10 protein-coding genes are annotated in these 16321 nt (G+C 63.5%); all 10 read right to left on the bottom strand.

The features are described from left to right. Positions 1-241: 241 nt before the first annotated feature. The gene (locus X771_RS157510; RefSeq protein ID WP_023687202.1) at positions 242-1891 is read right to left on the bottom strand and encodes an alpha-glucosidase family protein; all 1650 of its coding nucleotides are present in this window, start codon (positions 1889-1891) and stop codon (positions 242-244) included. Next, complete coding sequence (gene glgX / locus X771_RS157515; protein ID WP_023687201.1) at positions 1891-3891, bottom strand: glycogen debranching protein GlgX; 2001 nt, start codon at positions 3889-3891, stop codon at positions 1891-1893. Before glgX ends, X771_RS157510 begins: the two co-directional genes overlap by 1 nt. A 90-nt stretch (positions 3892-3981) precedes the next feature. Further along, a complete protein-coding gene (locus X771_RS157520; RefSeq protein WP_023687200.1) occupies positions 3982-5610 on the bottom strand; it encodes an alpha-D-glucose phosphate-specific phosphoglucomutase in 1629 nt (542 codons plus the stop codon). Positions 5611-5613: 3 nt separating this feature from the next. Next, complete coding sequence (gene glgA / locus X771_RS157525; RefSeq protein WP_023687199.1) at positions 5614-7059, bottom strand: glycogen synthase GlgA; 1446 nt, start codon at positions 7057-7059, stop codon at positions 5614-5616. Between the two features lie 19 nt (positions 7060-7078). Beyond that, entirely contained in the window at positions 7079-8344 is a 1266-nt protein-coding gene (gene glgC, locus X771_RS157530) for a glucose-1-phosphate adenylyltransferase (protein ID WP_023670729.1), read from the bottom strand. A gap of 59 nt (positions 8345-8403) precedes the next feature. After that, positions 8404-10617 (bottom strand): 1,4-alpha-glucan branching protein GlgB, encoded by a 2214-nt coding sequence (glgB, locus tag X771_RS157535; RefSeq protein WP_023687198.1) that lies wholly within the window; start codon positions 10615-10617, stop codon positions 8404-8406. 70 nt (positions 10618-10687) lie between these two features. Continuing rightward, positions 10688-13150: a glycogen/starch/alpha-glucan phosphorylase gene (locus tag X771_RS157540; RefSeq protein WP_023687197.1), complete on the bottom strand. Its 2463-nt coding sequence runs from the start codon at positions 13148-13150 to the stop codon at positions 10688-10690. Positions 13151-13290: 140 nt separating this feature from the next. Continuing rightward, positions 13291-14073 carry an ATP-binding cassette domain-containing protein gene (locus tag X771_RS157545; RefSeq protein ID WP_023670726.1) on the bottom strand — a complete coding sequence of 261 codons (783 nt, stop codon included), beginning with the start codon at positions 14071-14073 and terminating at the stop codon, positions 13291-13293. Beyond that, on the bottom strand, positions 14070-15131 hold the full coding sequence (locus X771_RS157550; protein ID WP_023670725.1) for an ABC transporter permease: 1062 nt from the start codon (positions 15129-15131) through the stop codon (positions 14070-14072). The genes X771_RS157545 and X771_RS157550 overlap by 4 nt, the downstream gene beginning before the upstream one ends. 150 nt (positions 15132-15281) lie before the next feature. Further along, positions 15282-16298 (bottom strand): sugar ABC transporter substrate-binding protein, encoded by a 1017-nt coding sequence (locus tag X771_RS157555; RefSeq protein WP_023670724.1) that lies wholly within the window; start codon positions 16296-16298, stop codon positions 15282-15284. Positions 16299-16321: the final 23 nt, after the last annotated feature.

The raw sequence follows: 16321 nt of genomic DNA, 5'->3' as shown, positions 1-16321 counted from the left end.
ATCCTCACCTTAAACCAGCCATAGCTAATCTATATTACAAGGTCCAATTGGGTGCAGCTTGTGGTTGTCCTGTATAGGTTTTGCCCTCAGCAGTTGTCATTAGCGCAACCATCTGGAAACATTCCAGGAATGCAGTTCGTGGCCAAGCTCAACGAAAGTACCTAAGAAGCCCGAATGGAAAACGTGGCGCCGGTTGCGCGGATCATGATCTTTTTTGAAGCCGGACGGCGTCCCTGAAAGATCAGCCTACCTTGCCGACAAACCAGCCCAGGGCCGGCAGCAACAGCCCCTCCTCCTGCAGGACGGCACCGCCACCCAGGGCGATCGCCTCGACAAGCTGGAGATCCGGCGGCAGTCGCCAGTCGGCCGGCTTGTCGGCGAAATTGAAGACGCAGAGCAATATCTCGTCCTCGCCCTGCCGGATGAAGGCAAGGAAATCGCCGTCGGTATCGAGAAAGCGGATCGGGCCTTTGACCAGCGCCAGATGCGCCTTGCGCAAGGCGAGCATCGTCCGGTAGCCGGCGAGCACGGACTTGTCGTCGGCGTTCTGGATATCGACCGCCCGAGCGCGGTGGCTTTCCGGCACCGGCAGCCAGGGTTTTCCCGAGGAAAACCCGGCATTGTCGGCGCCCGCTTCCCAGACCATCGGTGTGCGGCAGCCGTCCCTGCCCTTTACCCCCGGCCAGAAACGGATGCCGACGGGATCGCGCAGATCCTCGAAGGTCAGTTCCGCCTCCTCCAGCCCAAGCTCTTCGCCTTGGTAGAGACAGATCGAGCCCCGCAGGCAGGAGAGCAAAGCGATAGCGAATGTCGCCACCGCATCTGGATCGCCGCCCGGCCGCGTCCAGCGGCTGACATGGCGCACGACATCGTGGTTGGAGAACGCCCAGCAGACCCAGCCGTCGGCGACAGCTGCCTCGAAGGCCTCGACGCAGCCGCGCACATGGGCGGCTGAGAATTGCGGGCCGAGCAGGTCGAAGGTGTAGCACATGTTGAGCTTGTCGCCGCCGGATGTGTAGGCGGCCAGCGTCTGCAGCGAGCGGCCTTCGTCGCCGACCTCGCCGACACTGGCGCGGCCGTCATATTCGTCGAGCAAAGCGCGGAAGCGCCTGAGGAAATCGAGGTTTTCCGGTTGCGTCTTGTCGAACAGGTGCTCCTGGAAGAGATAGGTGTTGGTTTCGCCGTTGGTGCCGGCGACGCTCGACGCCAGCGGCGGGTTGCTGCGCAGCCAGCGGTCGTGGACATAGTAGTTGACCGTATCCAGGCGGAAGCCGTCGACGCCGCGCTCGAGCCAGAACCGCACCGTCTGCAACAACGCGTCTTGAACCTCAGGATTGTGGAAGTTGAGGTCCGGCTGCGAGGCGAGGAAATTGTGCATGTAGTATTGCCGGCGGGTCGCGTCCCACTCCCAGGCCGGGCCGCCGAAGACCGACAGCCAGTTGTTGGGCGCGTTGCCGTCCGGCCTGGTGTCGGCCCAGACATACCAGTCAGCCTTGGGATTATCCTTGCTGGCACGGCTCTCTACAAACCATTCGTGCTTGTCGGAGGAGTGCGACAACACCTGATCGATGATCACCTTCAGGCCGAGCCTGTGCGCCTCGGCAACCAGCGCGTCAAAGTCGTCGAGCGTGCCGAACATCGGATCGACCGCCTGATAGTCGGAGACGTCGTAGCCCATATCGGCCATTGGCGATTTGAAGAAGGGCGACAGCCAGACGGCGTCGACGCCGAGCGAGGCGACGTGCGCCAGCCGTGAGGTGATGCCTGAGAGGTCGCCGCTGCCGTCGCCGGTGGTGTCCTGGAAGGAGCGAGGATAGATCTGGTAGATGACGCAGCCGCGCCACCAGTCGGCGCTCTGTTCGGGTCCCGGCTGGGCATTGTCGTCGGCCATCACGGACCCTTCCTGGCGCGGGCCTTTGCGGTCCGGCGCTCGATCATGAAACTGACACTGCGGCCGGGCAGCGGCCACGCGAGGTCGACCGCTTGCGCTTCAACAGCCGGCTGCCATTCAAACCCTTGCCGCGCGGGCAGCGTGAAGACGCATTGGCGGCGATCGCCATTGACGATCACAGCCAGGCGGCCCTCCCCGCCGTCGCCGAGCAGCATGACGAGGCGATGGCGCGAGCCATCGTTCCAGTCGGCTTCGCCGAGCGGCGCGCCGGTCTCGGTCAGCCAGGCGACGTCGGGCACATCAGAACCGGCCGGCGGCTCTCCGGTCAGGAAGCGCGTATCGGAAAGCGCCAGCACCGCGCGGCGCAGAGCTGCGAGCGCCGACACATGGGCTTCCAGCGCGACGTCGCGCCCGGCCCAGTCGAGCCAGGTGATGGCATTGTCCTGCGCATAGGCGTTGTTGTTGCCCTGTTGCGTGCGGCCGAATTCGTCACCCGCCGTCAGCATGATCGTCCCTCGCGAGGCAAACAAGGTGGCAAGCAGTGCGCGCCTATCACCGGAACGGGCCTCGGCAATCGCCTTGTCGGAGGTCTCGCCCTCGACGCCATTGTTCCAGGACAGGTTCTCATTGTGGCCGTCGCGGTTCTTCTCGCCATTGGCCTGGTTGTGCTTGGCTTCATAAGCGACGATATCAGCCAGCGTCATGCCATCGTGCGCGGCGATGAAGTTGACCGTGCGGCTGGCGGATTGGCCCTCCCTGCCGAACACATCGGAGGAGCCGGCGAGCCTTGTCGCCAGCGCACCGACCGCGCCGGCATCGCCGCGCCAGAAGCGCCTGACGTCGTCGCGGTAGCGGTCGTTCCATTCGAGGTAAGGCGGCCGGAAATTGCCGAGCTGATAGCCATTCGGGCCGATGTCCCAGGGCTCGGCGATCAGCACCCTGTCGGCAAGGATGGGATCGGTTGCGATGGTTTCGAGCAACGGGGCTGCCGGATCGAATGCGCCATCGACGCGACCGAGGACCGGCGCCAGGTCGAAGCGGAAACCGTCGACGCCGGCATGGCGGACGAAATGGCGCAGCGTGTCGAGCACCATGCCGCGAACGACCGGATGATCGCAGGCGACCGTGTTGCCGGTGCCGGTGTCGTTGGCCAACCTGCCGTCCGGCTCGCTGCGGTAGTAGGCTTGATTGTCGAGGCCGCGCAGCGACAGCGTCGGCCCGAGCCGGTCACTTTCGCCGGTATGATTGAAGACGAGATCGAGGATGGTGCCAATGCCAGCCCTGCGCAGCACCCCCACAGTATCGCGCAACTCGGCGATGCCGCCGGGCGCCAGGCGCGGGTCGAGCGCCATGAAGGTGACTGGGTTGTAGCCCCAGGCATTGCTGAGGCCCAGCGGCGGCAAATGGCGCTCATCGACCCATGCCGTCACGGGCATTAGCTCAACGGCGGAGACGCCGATCTTCTTGAGATGTTCGACGATAGCCGGATGGGCAAGGGCTGCAATGGTGCCGCGCTGCGCTTCCGGTACGTCCGGATGCAGCCTGGTGAAGGAGCGGACGTTGAGTTCGTAGATCAGGCCGCCTGGCTGGAACAAAGGCGGCTTGGCCGGCAGCGGCTTCGGTTGAGCCCGCGCGATGGTCTTCGGCATCAGTGGCGCGGTGTCGGCGCCTTCGTTGCGCCGGGCGGCAAGCCGCCAATGATGCTGGTAGGGCCGGTCGATCTCGACGGCGTAGGGATCGGTGAGCAGCTTGTCGGGATCGAACCACAGCCCGCGCTCCGGCGCATATTCGCCGTCGGCGCGAAAGCCGTAGCGCGTACCCGCGGCAAGGCCGGCGACGAACAGCGCATGGACGCCTTCGCTTTCCGGCTGGAGTTCGAGCCGGTCGATTTCGCGGGCGCCGGTGTCGTCGAAGATCGACACCCAGAGCCGCCGCGCCGAGGACGACCAGGCGGCAAAACGGATGCCTTCGGGAGTGACCTTTGCGCCGAGTTGGGTCATCGGCGCATCCTCCACCCTCCCCCTTGTGGGGAGGGTCGCGAANGCGGATCGACCCTCCCCACAAGGGGGAGGGTAAAGAAGTCACCACCCTCAAGTAATCACGCTCGGCTTGTTGCGCCCGGTGTGGCTCTTGATCCCGGCGATATCATCGGCAGCCGCGATCAGGTCAGCGAGCGCCTCTTGCGTGTCGAGATCATGCCGCGCTCTGTCCGGCTCGTAGCGCTCGATGTAGACGCGCAGCGTAGCACCCGACGTGCCGGTGCCGGACAAACGAAACACGACACGCGAGCCGCCTTCGAACAGGATGCGGATGCCCTGGTTCTTGCTCACCGAACCGTCGACGGGATCGTGATAGGCGAAGTCGTCAGCATTGGCGATCTTCAGTCCGCGCACGCTGGTGCCGGGCAGCGAAGCGAGCTTGGCGCGCAACTCGTCGACCAAGGCGTTGGCGCGCTCGGTTTCGACCTCCTCATAGTCATGACGTGAATAGTAATTGCGGCCGTAGGTCGCCCAATGTTCGGTGACGACGTCCTTGCAGCTTTCGCCGCGCACGGCCAGGATGTTCAGCCACAACAGCACCGCCCACAGCCCGTCCTTTTCACGGACATGGTTCGAGCCCGTGCCGGCGCTTTCCTCGCCGCAGATCGTTGCCATGCCGGCATCGAGCAGATTGCCGAAGAACTTCCAACCGGTCGGCGTTTCGTAGATGCCGATGCCGAGCTTTTCGGCGACGCGGTCGGCCGCGCCGCTGGTCGGCATCGAGCGGGCGATGCCTTTGAGGCCGTCCTTGTAGCCGGGCGCCAACTGCGCATTGGCGGCAAGCATGGCCACCGAATCCGACGGGGTGACGAAAATGCCCTTGCCGATGATGAGATTGCGGTCACCGTCGCCGTCGGAAGCCGCCCCGAAATCGGGCGCATCCGGTCCCATCATCTCGTCATAGAGATGCTTGGCGTGGACCAGGTTCGGATCCGGGTGATGGCCGCCAAAATCCGGCAGCGGCTTGTAGTTGCGGCAGGTGCCATTCTCCGCGCCGAGCCGGCGCTCGAGGATTTCCTTGGCATACGGGCCGGTGACCGCATGCATGGCGTCGAAGCGCATGCGGAAGCCGTATTTGAAATTGGCGCGGATGGCGTCGAAGTCGAACAGGCTCTCCATCAATTCGGCATAGTCGGTGACCGGGTCGATAATCTCGACCGCCATGCCGCCGGCGGTCACCGTGCCGATCTTGTCGATGTCGATCTGGTCGATGTCAACCGTCTTGAAGCTCGAAATCGTCTTGGTCTTTTCGAAGATCGCGTCGGTCAGCTTTTCCGGCGCCGGGCCGCCATTGCCGGCATTGTACTTGATGCCGAAATCCTCGTGCGGGCCGCCCGGATTGTGACTGGCCGACAGGATGATGCCGCCGAAGGTCTTGTATTTGCGGATGACATGCGACGCCGCCGGCGTCGACAATATGCCGCCCTGCCCGACCATCACCTTGCCGAAGCCGTTGGCCGCCGCCATGGCGATGGCCTTCTGGATGACCTCGCGGTTGTAGAAGCGGCCGTCGCCGCCGATCACCAGCGTCTTGCCCTCAAAGCCCTCCAGCGCGTCGAAGATCGACTGGATGAAGTTCTCGGCATAGTGCTCCTGCTGAAAGACAGGCACCTTCTTGCGCAGGCCGGACGTGCCGGGTTTCTGGTCGAGATAGGGTTTGGTGGCGACGGTCCGGATCATGCTTCAGGCAACCCTTTTCGAAAGCAGCAGGCGGTAGAGTTCAACGTATTTGTCGGCGCTCTTGTCCCAGGAGACATCGGCCTTCATGCCCTGGCGCTGGATCTGTTCCCAGACGGCCGGGCTCGAATGCGCATCGACCAGCCGGCGGATGGCGTGCAGCATGGCGCCGCCATTGTTGGGCGCGAACTGGAAGCCGGTGGCGACACCGGCCGAGATCGCTGCTTCATTGGCGTCGATGATGGTGTCGGCAAGGCCGCCGGTGCGGGCGACGACCGGCACGCAGCCATAGCGCAGGCCGTAAAGCTGGGTCAGCCCGCAAGGCTCGAAGCGCGACGGGATGACGATGGCGTCGCAGCCGCCCTGCATGGCGTGGGAAAGCCCCTCGTCATAGCCGACGACGACGCCGACACGGCCGCGATGGCGGGCGGTGGCAGCCAGCAGCGCGCCTTCCAGGCCGGCGTCGCCTGAGCCAAGGATCGCCAGCCGCGCGCCGGTGGCGACGACGCCGTCGACCACAGCCGCCAGTATGTCCATGCCCTTCTGCCAGGTCAGCCGGCTGACGACGCAGACGATCGGACTGTCGTCGCGCTCGAGGCTGAAGCGGTCCTCGACAACCGCCCGGTTGGGAAGGCGAGCCTTCAGCGTCGCGGCGGAGTAGGCCGACACCAGATGCTTGTCGGTCTCCGGGTTCCAGATGTCGGTGTCGATGCCGTTGACGATGCCGTAGAGGTCGGAAGAGCGCATGTTGATGAGGCCGTCGAGGCCCATGCCGAATTCCGGCGAGCGGATTTCCTGGGCATAGGTGGGGCTCACCGTGGTGATCGCCCAGGCCGCCTGCAGGCCGGCCTTGAGGAAGCCGACGCCGCCATAATATTCGACGCCGTCGAGCGCCATCGCCGCGGCCGGCAAGCCGAGCTCGCCAAAAATGCCGGCGCCGAACTGACCCTGGAAGGCAAGGTTGTGAACGGTGATCAGCGACGGTACGCCGACCGCCTTGCCGTAGCGCATGTAAGCCAGCGTCATCGCCGACTGCCAGTCATGGGCGTGCACCAGGTCGGGCTGGTAGCCGGAGATGGCGCCGCCGGCGATATCGCCGCCGACCTGGCTCAGCGCAGCAAAACGCCGCCAATTGTCGGGCCAATCGGCGCCCGCCGCATTGCCGTAGGGGCCGCCCGGACGGTCGTAGAGATGCGGCGCGTCGAGCACGAACAGGTCGAGCCCGGCGATCTTGACGGCATGGACCGAAGCCTTGCCGCCCTGCAGCAGCGGATATTGGTAGACGGCTTTCTTTTTCTTGAAGGCGTCCATCACCTGGGGAAAGCCAGGGATGAGCGTGCGCATGGTCACGCCCTTGGCGGCCAGCGCGATCGGCAATGCGCCGGTCACATCGGCAAGTCCGCCGGTCTTGACCAGCGGGAATATTTCGGGCGTGACCGACAGAACCTGCATGCGTCTATGGTATCCCGTCTTACAGCTTCAGCTTGTCGATCATGTCCTGCGTGACCAGGCAGATGCCCTTTTCCGAAACCCGGAAACGCTTGGCGTCGAGAACAGGGTCTTCGCCAACCACCAGCCCTTCCGGTATCCTTACACCGTGGTCGATGACGACGCGCTTCAACTTTGCGTTCCGGCCGACATGAACGTCGGGCAGCATGACGACCTCTTCCAGCGTCGAATAGGAGTTGATGCGCGCGCCGGTGAAGATCAGGCTGCGCTTCAGCGAAGCACCCGAGACGATGCAATCGCCTGAGACCAGCGAGGACACGGCCGAACCGCGCCGGCCATCCTCGTCATGCACGAACTTTGCCGGCGGCTTCAATTCGGCATAGGTCCAGATCGGCCAGTCACGGTCGTAGAGGTCGAGTTCGGGGGTAATGTCGGTCAGGTCGATATTGGCTTCCCAGTAGGCGTCGACCGTGCCGACATCGCGCCAATAGGCCTCGTTCTCGGCCGTCGAGCGCACGCAGGATTTGGCGAAGCGATGCGCGATCGCCTTACCGTGCTGGACGATGTAGGGGATGATGTCCTTGCCGAAGTCGCGGCTGGAGCCTGGCTCGGCCGCATCGCGGCGCAGCTGTTCCATCAGGAACTTGGTCTTGAAGACATAGATGCCCATGGAGGCCAGCGCGAATTCCGGCTTGTCGGGAATGCCGGGCGGGTCGGCGGGCTTTTCGACGAAGGCGATGATGTTGTCCTTGCCGTCGACATGCATGACACCGAAGCCGGTCGCTTCCATGCGCGGCACTTCGAGGCAACCGACGGTGACGTCGGCATTGGCATCGACGTGCTGGCGCAGCATCAACTCGTAGTCCATCTTGTAGATATGGTCGCCGGCCAGGATGACCATGTATTCGGGCCCATAGGCCTCGATGATGTCGATGTTCTGGTAGACGGCGTCGGCGGTGCCTTCATACCACTGGGTTTCCGAGACACGCTGGGAGGCCGGGAGGATGTCGAAGCTTTCGTTTCGCTCCGGGCGCAGGAAGTTCCAGCCGCGCTGCAGGTGGCGGATCAGCGAATGCGCCTTGTACTGGGTGGCGACACCGAGGCGACGAATGCCGGAATTCAGCGCATTGGACAGCGCGAAATCGATGATGCGCGTCTTGCCGCCGAAATAGACGGCCGGCTTGGCCCTGCGGTCGGTCAATTCCTTGAGCCGGCTGCCGCGGCCGCCGGCCAGCACATAGGCCATGGCATCGCGCGCCAGCGGCTGGGTTCTCTTCAAGTCTGCCATTTTTACCCTCCCAAATTACCAGTCTGGAGCATCGCCCGGTCCGCAACGAGTCGACGGACCTAGTCCGCAACGAGTTCAAGCATGATCGTCGACAGCGGCGGCAAAAGCATCGTTGCCGAAATGCCTCCTCCTTCCGCCCTTGCTTCGACCACACCGCCATTGCCCTTGCCCGAACCACCATAGTCCGAAGCGTCGGTGTTGATGATTTCGCGCCATTTGCCGACCTTGGGCAATGGCACGCGATAATTGTCGCGCGGCACCGGCGTGAAGTTGGAAATGACGGCGATCGGGTTGCCGTCGGGCGCGCTGCGCAGCCAGGCGAAGACCGAATTTTCCTTGTCGTCGACGATCAGCCAGGAAAAGCCGTCCGGTTCGCAGTCGCGCGCATGCAGCGCCGGGCGCGAGCGATAGAGATAGTTGAGGTCGCGCACCGTCTGCCAGACGCCGCGATGCGGGTGGAAGTCGAGCAGGTTCCAGTCGAGCGCGCGCGCCTCGCTCCACTCGCGGCGCTGGGCGAATTCCTGGCCCATGAACAACAGCTTCTTGCCGGGATAGCCCCACATGAAGGCGTAAAAGGCGCGCAAAGTCGCGAACTTCTGCCAGTCGTCGCCGGCCATCTTGCCGAGCAGCGTGCCCTTGCCGTGCACGACCTCGTCATGGGACAGCGGCAGCACGAAATTCTCGGAAAAGGCGTAGGTCAGGCCGAAGGTCAGGTCGTTGTGGTGATGTTTGCGGAAGATCGGCTCCTTGGCGAAATACTCCAGCGTGTCGTGCATGAAGCCCATGTTCCATTTGAAGCCGAAGCCCAGCCCGCCTTCATGCACCGGCGCCGAGACCTTCGGCCATGAGGTCGATTCCTCGGCGATGGTCATCACGCCGGGATGGTGGCCGTAGACCTCCTTGTTCATCTTCTGCAGGAAGGACACCGCTTCGAGGTTTTCGCGGCCGCCCTTCTCGTTGGGGATCCATTCGCCGGCCTTGCGCGAATAATCGAGGTAGAGCATCGAGGCCACCGCATCGACCCGCAAACCGTCGACATGGTATTTCTCGGCCCAGAACAGCGCGTTGTTGACGAGGAACGACACCACCTCGCGGCGGCCGAAATTATAGATCGCGGTGTTCCAGTCGGGATGAAAACCCTTGCGCGGATCGGCATGCTCGTAGAGTGCGGTGCCGTCGAAATTGGCGAGGCCATGCGCGTCGACCGGGAAATGCGCCGGCACCCAGTCGAGGATGACGCCGACGCCGGCGCGGTGCGCACCGTCGACGAAACGGGCGAAGCCGTCGGGGTCGCCGAAGCGCGCCGAGGGGGCATAAAGTCCGGTTGTCTGATAACCCCATGACGGGTCATAGGGATGTTCGGAGATCGGCAGGAACTCGATGTGGGTGAAGCCAGTCTCGACAGCATAGGGGATGAGCTGGTTGGCGAGTTCGTCCCATGACAGGAAGCTGCCATCATCGTGCTGCTGCCACGAACCGGCATGGACCTCGTAGATCGATATGGCTTCCCGCCGCGGATCGGCCTTTCGCCAGTAAGCGCGATGCGCTTCGTCCCCCCATTCATGCGCCGGGGGCACCGCCGTCACCGATGCTGTGGCCGGGCGTAATTCAGACTTGAAGGCGAACGGATCGGCCTTGAGCGGCAGGCGCACGCCGTCGGGGGCAATGATCTCGTATTTATAGGGGTGGCCGGCGCCGATATCGGGAATGAACAGTTCCCAGATGCCGGTGTCGCGGCGGTCGCGCATCGTATGGCGGCGGCCGTCCCATTCGTTGAAGTCGCCGACCACGGAGACGCGCCTTGCATTGGGCGCCCAGACGGCGAAATGGACGCCCGACGCGCCTTCATGGTCGAGGAGATGGGCGCCGAGCTTGTCGAACAGCCTGAGGTGCGACCCTTGCGCGATATAGTAGTCGTCCATCGGGCCGAGCACCGGGCCGAAGGAATAGGAATCGGTCAGCCACCAGTCGCCGCCGGCATTTTTGGCGTGATAGCGCAGCGGCTGACGCTTCTTGATCGACAGTCTGCCTTCGAAGAAACCGGCGTCGTCGCGCCGCGTGAGTTCGCCGGCGTTCTTGCCGGCCAGCGTGTATGCGGTGACGAACTCGGCATTGGGGACGAAGCAGCGGGCAACCAGGCTCTTGCCGGCATCATGCACGCCCAGGATTGCAAAAGGATCGCCATGCGTGCCTGCAACAATTGCGGCGACATCGCCGGCTGACGCCAGCCCGTCCGACCCGCTCGTCGTCGCGGTCGCGCGCGGTTTCTTCATCAGGCGGTGTCCCTCCCTGGGAACCAGTTCTTGTGCACAAGACCCATTGTCGTGGCCTCATGCAATCATATCAGGCGGGCACGTTCCAGATTTCTTTCGCATATTGGCGGATCGTGCGATCGGAAGAGAACCAGCCGACGCGGGCAACGTTGCGGATAGCGCGCGCGTACCAATCGGGGCTGTTGCGCCAGACGGCGTCGACATCGCGCTGGGCGGCGGCATAGGCGTCGAAATCCGCCGCCACCATGAACCAGTCGCTGTTGTAGAGACCGTCGACCAGCTCGCGGTAGCGATCCGGCTGGTCGGGCGAGAACACGCCCGACGATACTGCGGCAACAGCCTGCGCCAATTCAGGGGAGCCCTCGATCACGGCGCGCGGGTTGTAGCCATTGCTGCGCCGCTCGGCGACTTCCGCCGTGCTCAGGCCGAAGATGAAGATGTTGTCGTCGCCGACGCATTCCTTGATCTCGACATTGGCGCCGTCGAGCGTGCCGATGGTCAAGGCGCCGTTCAGCGCGAACTTCATGTTGCCGGTGCCCGACGCCTCCATGCCAGCAGTCGAAATCTGCTCGGACAGGTCGGCGGCCGGCATCATCACCTCGGCCAGGCTGACATTGTAGTTCGGCACGAACACCACTTTCAGCAGCCCGCGCACCGACGGGTCGCTGTTGATGACCTTGGCGACGTCGTTGGCCAGTTTGATGATCAGCTTGGCATTGTGGTAGCTGGGCGCCGCTTTGCCGCCGAAGAATTTGACGCGCGGCATCCAGTCCTGCTCGGGATGCGAGCGGATCTGGTCGTACAGCGCGATCGCTTCCAGGATGTTGAGCAGCTGGCGCTTGTATTCGTGGATGCGCTTGACCTGGATGTCGAACAGCGCCGACGGGTCGAGCTTGATGCCGAGCCGGTCTGCGACCAGATTGGCGAGCTTGACCTTGTTGGAGCGCTTGACGGCGGCGAACTTGTCGCGGAAGGCGGCGTCGCCGGCAAAGGCTTCGAGCCCCTTGATGGCGTCGATGTCGTCGAGGAAACGGTCCCCGATCGCCGCGCGGGTGAGCGCGGTGAGGCCCGGATTGCACTGGATCAGCCAGCGCCGTGGCGTGATGCCGTTGGTCTTGTTGTTGATGCGATCGGGATAGAGCTTGTGGAGATCGGCAAACACCGTCTCCTTCATCAGTTCGGTGTGCAACGCCGACACGCCATTGATCGAGTGCGAGCCGACAAAGGCCAGGTTACCCATGCGCACGCGGCGGTCGCCATTTTCCTGGATCAGCGAGATGCGGCTGATCTGCTCATTGGAAAACTGGTTGGTGGCGCGGGCCTCAAGCAGCACCTGAGCATTGATGGCGTAGACGATCTGCATGTGGCGCGGCAAAAGCCGTTCGAACAGCGGCACCGGCCAGCTTTCCAGCGCTTCTGGCAGCAGCGTGTGGTTGGTGTAGCCGAAGGTGCGCTTGGTGATGTCCCAGGCCTGGTCGAAATCCATGCCATGGACGTCCATCAGCAGGCGCATCAGCTCTGGCACGGCGATCGCCGGATGGGTGTCATTGAGATGGATCGCCGCCTTGTCGGGCAGCGAGGCGAGATCGCCATACTGGCTGAGATGGCGCTGGACGATGTCCTGCAGCGATGCGGTGGAGAAGAAATATTCCTGCCGCAGCCGCAGTTCCTGGCCGGCCTTGTGGGAATCGGCGGGGTAAAGCACGCGCGACAAGGCATCGGCCTTGTTGCTTTCGGCCAGCGCGCCGATGTGGTCGCCGGCGTTGAACTTGTCGAGCAGGATCGGATCGACCGGCATGCCGGACCAAAGCCGCAGCGTGTTGACGCGGTTGGCCCGCCAGCCAACCACCGGCGTGTCGTAGGCGACGGCCTGGACATGCTCGGTCGGCTTCCAGACGTGACGTTCGAGCCGGCCATCCTTGGAGGTGATCGATTCCACCGAGCCGCCGAAGCCGACCTCGAAGGCACGCTCCCGCCGCTCGAACTCCCAAGGGTTGCCGTGGTCGAGCCAGGTTTCGGGCAGTTCGACCTGCCAGCCATCATGGATCTCCTGGCGGAACATGCCGTTGGCGTAGCGAATGCCGTAGCCATGCGCGGGAATGTCGACGGTCGCCATGCTTTCCATGAAGCAGGCGGCGAGCCGGCCAAGACCGCCATTGCCGAGCGCTGCATCCGGTTCGAGCCCGGCGATGAGGTCGAGGTCGACGCCCAGCGACTTGAGCGCTTCTCGCATATTGTCCATCAGGCCGAGATTGGAGAAGGCATCGCGCATCAGCCGGCCGATGAGGAATTCGAGCGACAGGTAATAGACGCGCTTTTCCTGCTGGGCGTAGGCCTCCTGCGTCGCCTGCATCCAGTGATCGACGATGCGGTCGCGCACGACCTTGATCGAGGCTGTCAGCCAATCATATTGCGTGGCAACGGAGGTGCCTTTGCCGACCCGGTATTTGAGAGCCAGCAAGACTTCGTCGGCCAGCGTCTTGGGATCGGGTATTTCGAGATCGGGGGCTTTGGCTGTCATTGTTCGCGTCATACTGCCTCTCGTGATCGTGCTGCGATCATACCGGCTTTCGCTCTCAGTCCCAGCCTATCCTAGTGCATCGCAACATACGTTCAATCGATTTAGACCAGCATGCCGCCAGTTCCCCTGCGGCAATTTATCCGTCGAGCGGATCAGGCAGCGAGTGCAGCCTCCGGCGGAACCTTCGCTCCCGTCATGAAGGCGACGGCGTCGGACATGGTATATTGCTTGGGATCGATGACGCAGAGGCGGCGACCCAGCCGATGGATATGGATGCGGTCGGCAACCTCGAAGACATGCGGCATGTTGTGCGAGATCAGCACGATCGGCAGGCCTCGCTTCTTGACGTCGAGGATCAGTTCCAGCACGCGGCGGCTCTCCTTGACGCCGAGTGCCGCGGTCGGCTCATCCATGATCACCACACGGCTGCCGAAAGCGGCGGCGCGCGCCACCGCCACGCCCTGACGCTGGCCACCCGACAGCGTTTCCACCGCCTGGCTGATGTTCTGGATGGTCATCAGCCCAAGCTCGGTCAGCTTGTCGCGGGCGCGCTTTTCCATTGCGGGCCGGTCGAGCATACGAAGCCAGTCGCCGAGGAAGCCGGGTTTGCGGATCTCGCGGCCGAGGAACATGTTGTCGGCGATCGACAGAGCCGGCGACAAAGCCAGGTTTTGGTAGACCGTCTCGATGCCCGCCTCGCGCGCCTCCATGGGCGATTTGAAAGCGACAGCTTTGCCTTCAAGACGGATCTCGCCTTCGTCGGGCACGGCGGCGCCGGAAATCGCCTTGATCAGCGATGATTTGCCGGCGCCATTGTCTCCGATGACGGCCAGGATTTCGCCTGGGTAGAGGTCGAAGTCGGCATTGTCGAGGGCGGTGACACGGCCATAGCGCTTGATCAGGCCGCGCGCGGTGAGGATGGGTTCCACGGTCATGCCGAAACCTTTCTGATCCATTGGTCGATCGCCACGGCGCCGATGATCAGCACACCGGTGAGCAGCACCTTCCATTGCGGATCGGCGCCCAGCATGTTGAGGCCCATCGAGACGACGCCGACGATCATCGCGCCGAAAAGCGTGCCCAGAATTGAGCCGCGCCCGCCGAACAGTGAAATGCCGCCGATCACCGTCGCGGTTATCGCCTGCAGGTTGTAGTCGGTGACGGCGGCTGACGGCGAGATCGAGCCGTTGCGGCCGATGGAAACCCAGGCAGCGAAAGCGGCGATCAACCCGGCAAGGGTGTAGACCGTCATCAACACCTTCTTGGTCTGGATACCAGACAGCTTCGCCGCCTCCTGATCATCGCCAACGGCGTAGACATGGCGGCCCCAGGCGGTGTGATTGAGCACGTACCAGAGGATCAAAACGAGCACGACCGTGGCGATGACGCCCAGTGTGAGCACCGCCGTGCCGATCTTGAAACTCAGGGCAAAGAGATGCAGCAGCGGCGCCTGGGCGTCGACGTCGGTATCGCGGATCGTCTCATTAGCCGAATAGATGAAGTTCGTCGCCATGACGATGTTCCAGGTGCCGAGCGTGACGATGAACGGCGGCAGCTTCATGTAGGCGACCAGCAAACCGTTGAGCAGGCCGCAGGCTGCGCCGGCGGCAAGCCCGATGGGCACTGCGAGCACGGCCGGCATGCCGTAGCTGACCGCGCAATTGCCCATGATCACGGCTGAAATCACCATGATCACGCCGATCGACAGGTCGATGCCGGCGGTCAGGATGACCAGTGTCTGCGCGGCACCGAGGATGCCGACGATGGCGATCTGCTGCAGGATCAGCGTCAGCGTATAGGATGAGAAGAAACGCCCGCCAATGGCGATGCCGAAAATTACGATCGACAGGACCAGCACAATCAGCGGCACCGCCGCCGGCGTGGAGTGCAGGAAATGCTGGATGCGCTTGACGGCCGATTTGTGCTCGTCAAAGGCGGCAACGCTTGTGTCGCTGCTCGAGAGAACCTTCTCGAATTCCTGTGCTTGAGCCATGTTTCCTCCCCTGGGCTTCAGCTCCATGCCGATACCCGCTCGCGCCTGTCCGGTCTGCTGCCGGGATTATTCGCGTGACGCATCGTCCACCCGAAGCGGCCGGGGATCAAGCCCCCGGCCGTCAGCTTGCCGCTGGCTGTCAGGCAGCCATCAGCCCCAGCACTTGGCGAGGCCTTCCTTGGTGTCGATCGACTTCACGCCATTGGCCGGCTTGTCGGTGACGAGGTTGACGCCGGTGTCGAAGAAGTTCTTGCCTTCGGTCGGCTTCGGCTTGGCGCCGTCCTTAGCGAAGGCGGCGATCGCCTCGATGCCGAGTGCCGCCATCTGCAGCGGGTATTGCTGCGAGGTGGCGCCAATGACGCCTTCGGTCACCGACTTCACGCCGGGGCAGCCGCCATCGACCGAGACGATCAGCACCTGGCTTTCGAGACCGACCGCCTTGAGCGCCTGGTAGGCGCCGACAGCGGCGGGCTCGTTGATGGTGTGGATGACGGTGATGGAGTTGTCCTTCTGCAGAAGGTTTTCCATCGCCTTGCGGCCGCCTTCTTCATTGCCGTTGGTGACGTCGTGGCCGACGATGCGGGCATCGTCCTCATCGCCGATCTTGTTGGGATCCTTCACGTCGATGCCGAAGCCCATCATGAAGCCCTGGTCGCGCAGCACATCCACGGTCGGCTGTGAGGGGGTCAGGTCGAGGAAACCGATCTTGGCGTCCTTGGCCTTGTCGCCGAGGGTCGCGGCTGCCCAGGCGCCGATCAGCTTGCCGGCTTCCAGATTGTCCGTCGCGAAGGTCGCGTCGGCGGCATCGATCGGGTCCAGCGGGGTATCGAGCGCGATCACCAGCAGGCCGGCGTCACGCGCCTTCTTCACCGTCGGCACGATGCCCTTGGTGTCGGACGCGGTGATCAGGATGCCCTTGGCGCCGTCGGCGATGCAGCTTTCGATCGCCGCCACCTGGCTCTCGCTGTCGCCGTCGATCTTGCCGGCATAGGTCTTGAGGTCGACGCCAAGTTCCTTGGCCTTGGCGGTCGCGCCCTCCTTCATCTTGACGAAGAAGGGGTTGGTGTCGGTCTTGGTGATCAGGCAGGCGCCGACGCCGGCGGCCGATGCTGTCGAAGCAAACGCCATCAGGCCGAGGCCCGCCGCGGCGAACACGGTGGACTTCAATAAAGCTTTGGTCACGATCTTCC

This window comes from Mesorhizobium sp. LSJC269B00 (assembly GCF_000502815.1).
Classification (GTDB): domain Bacteria; phylum Pseudomonadota; class Alphaproteobacteria; order Rhizobiales; family Rhizobiaceae; genus Mesorhizobium.
This window is presented reverse-complemented; position numbering and strand designations above follow the sequence as displayed.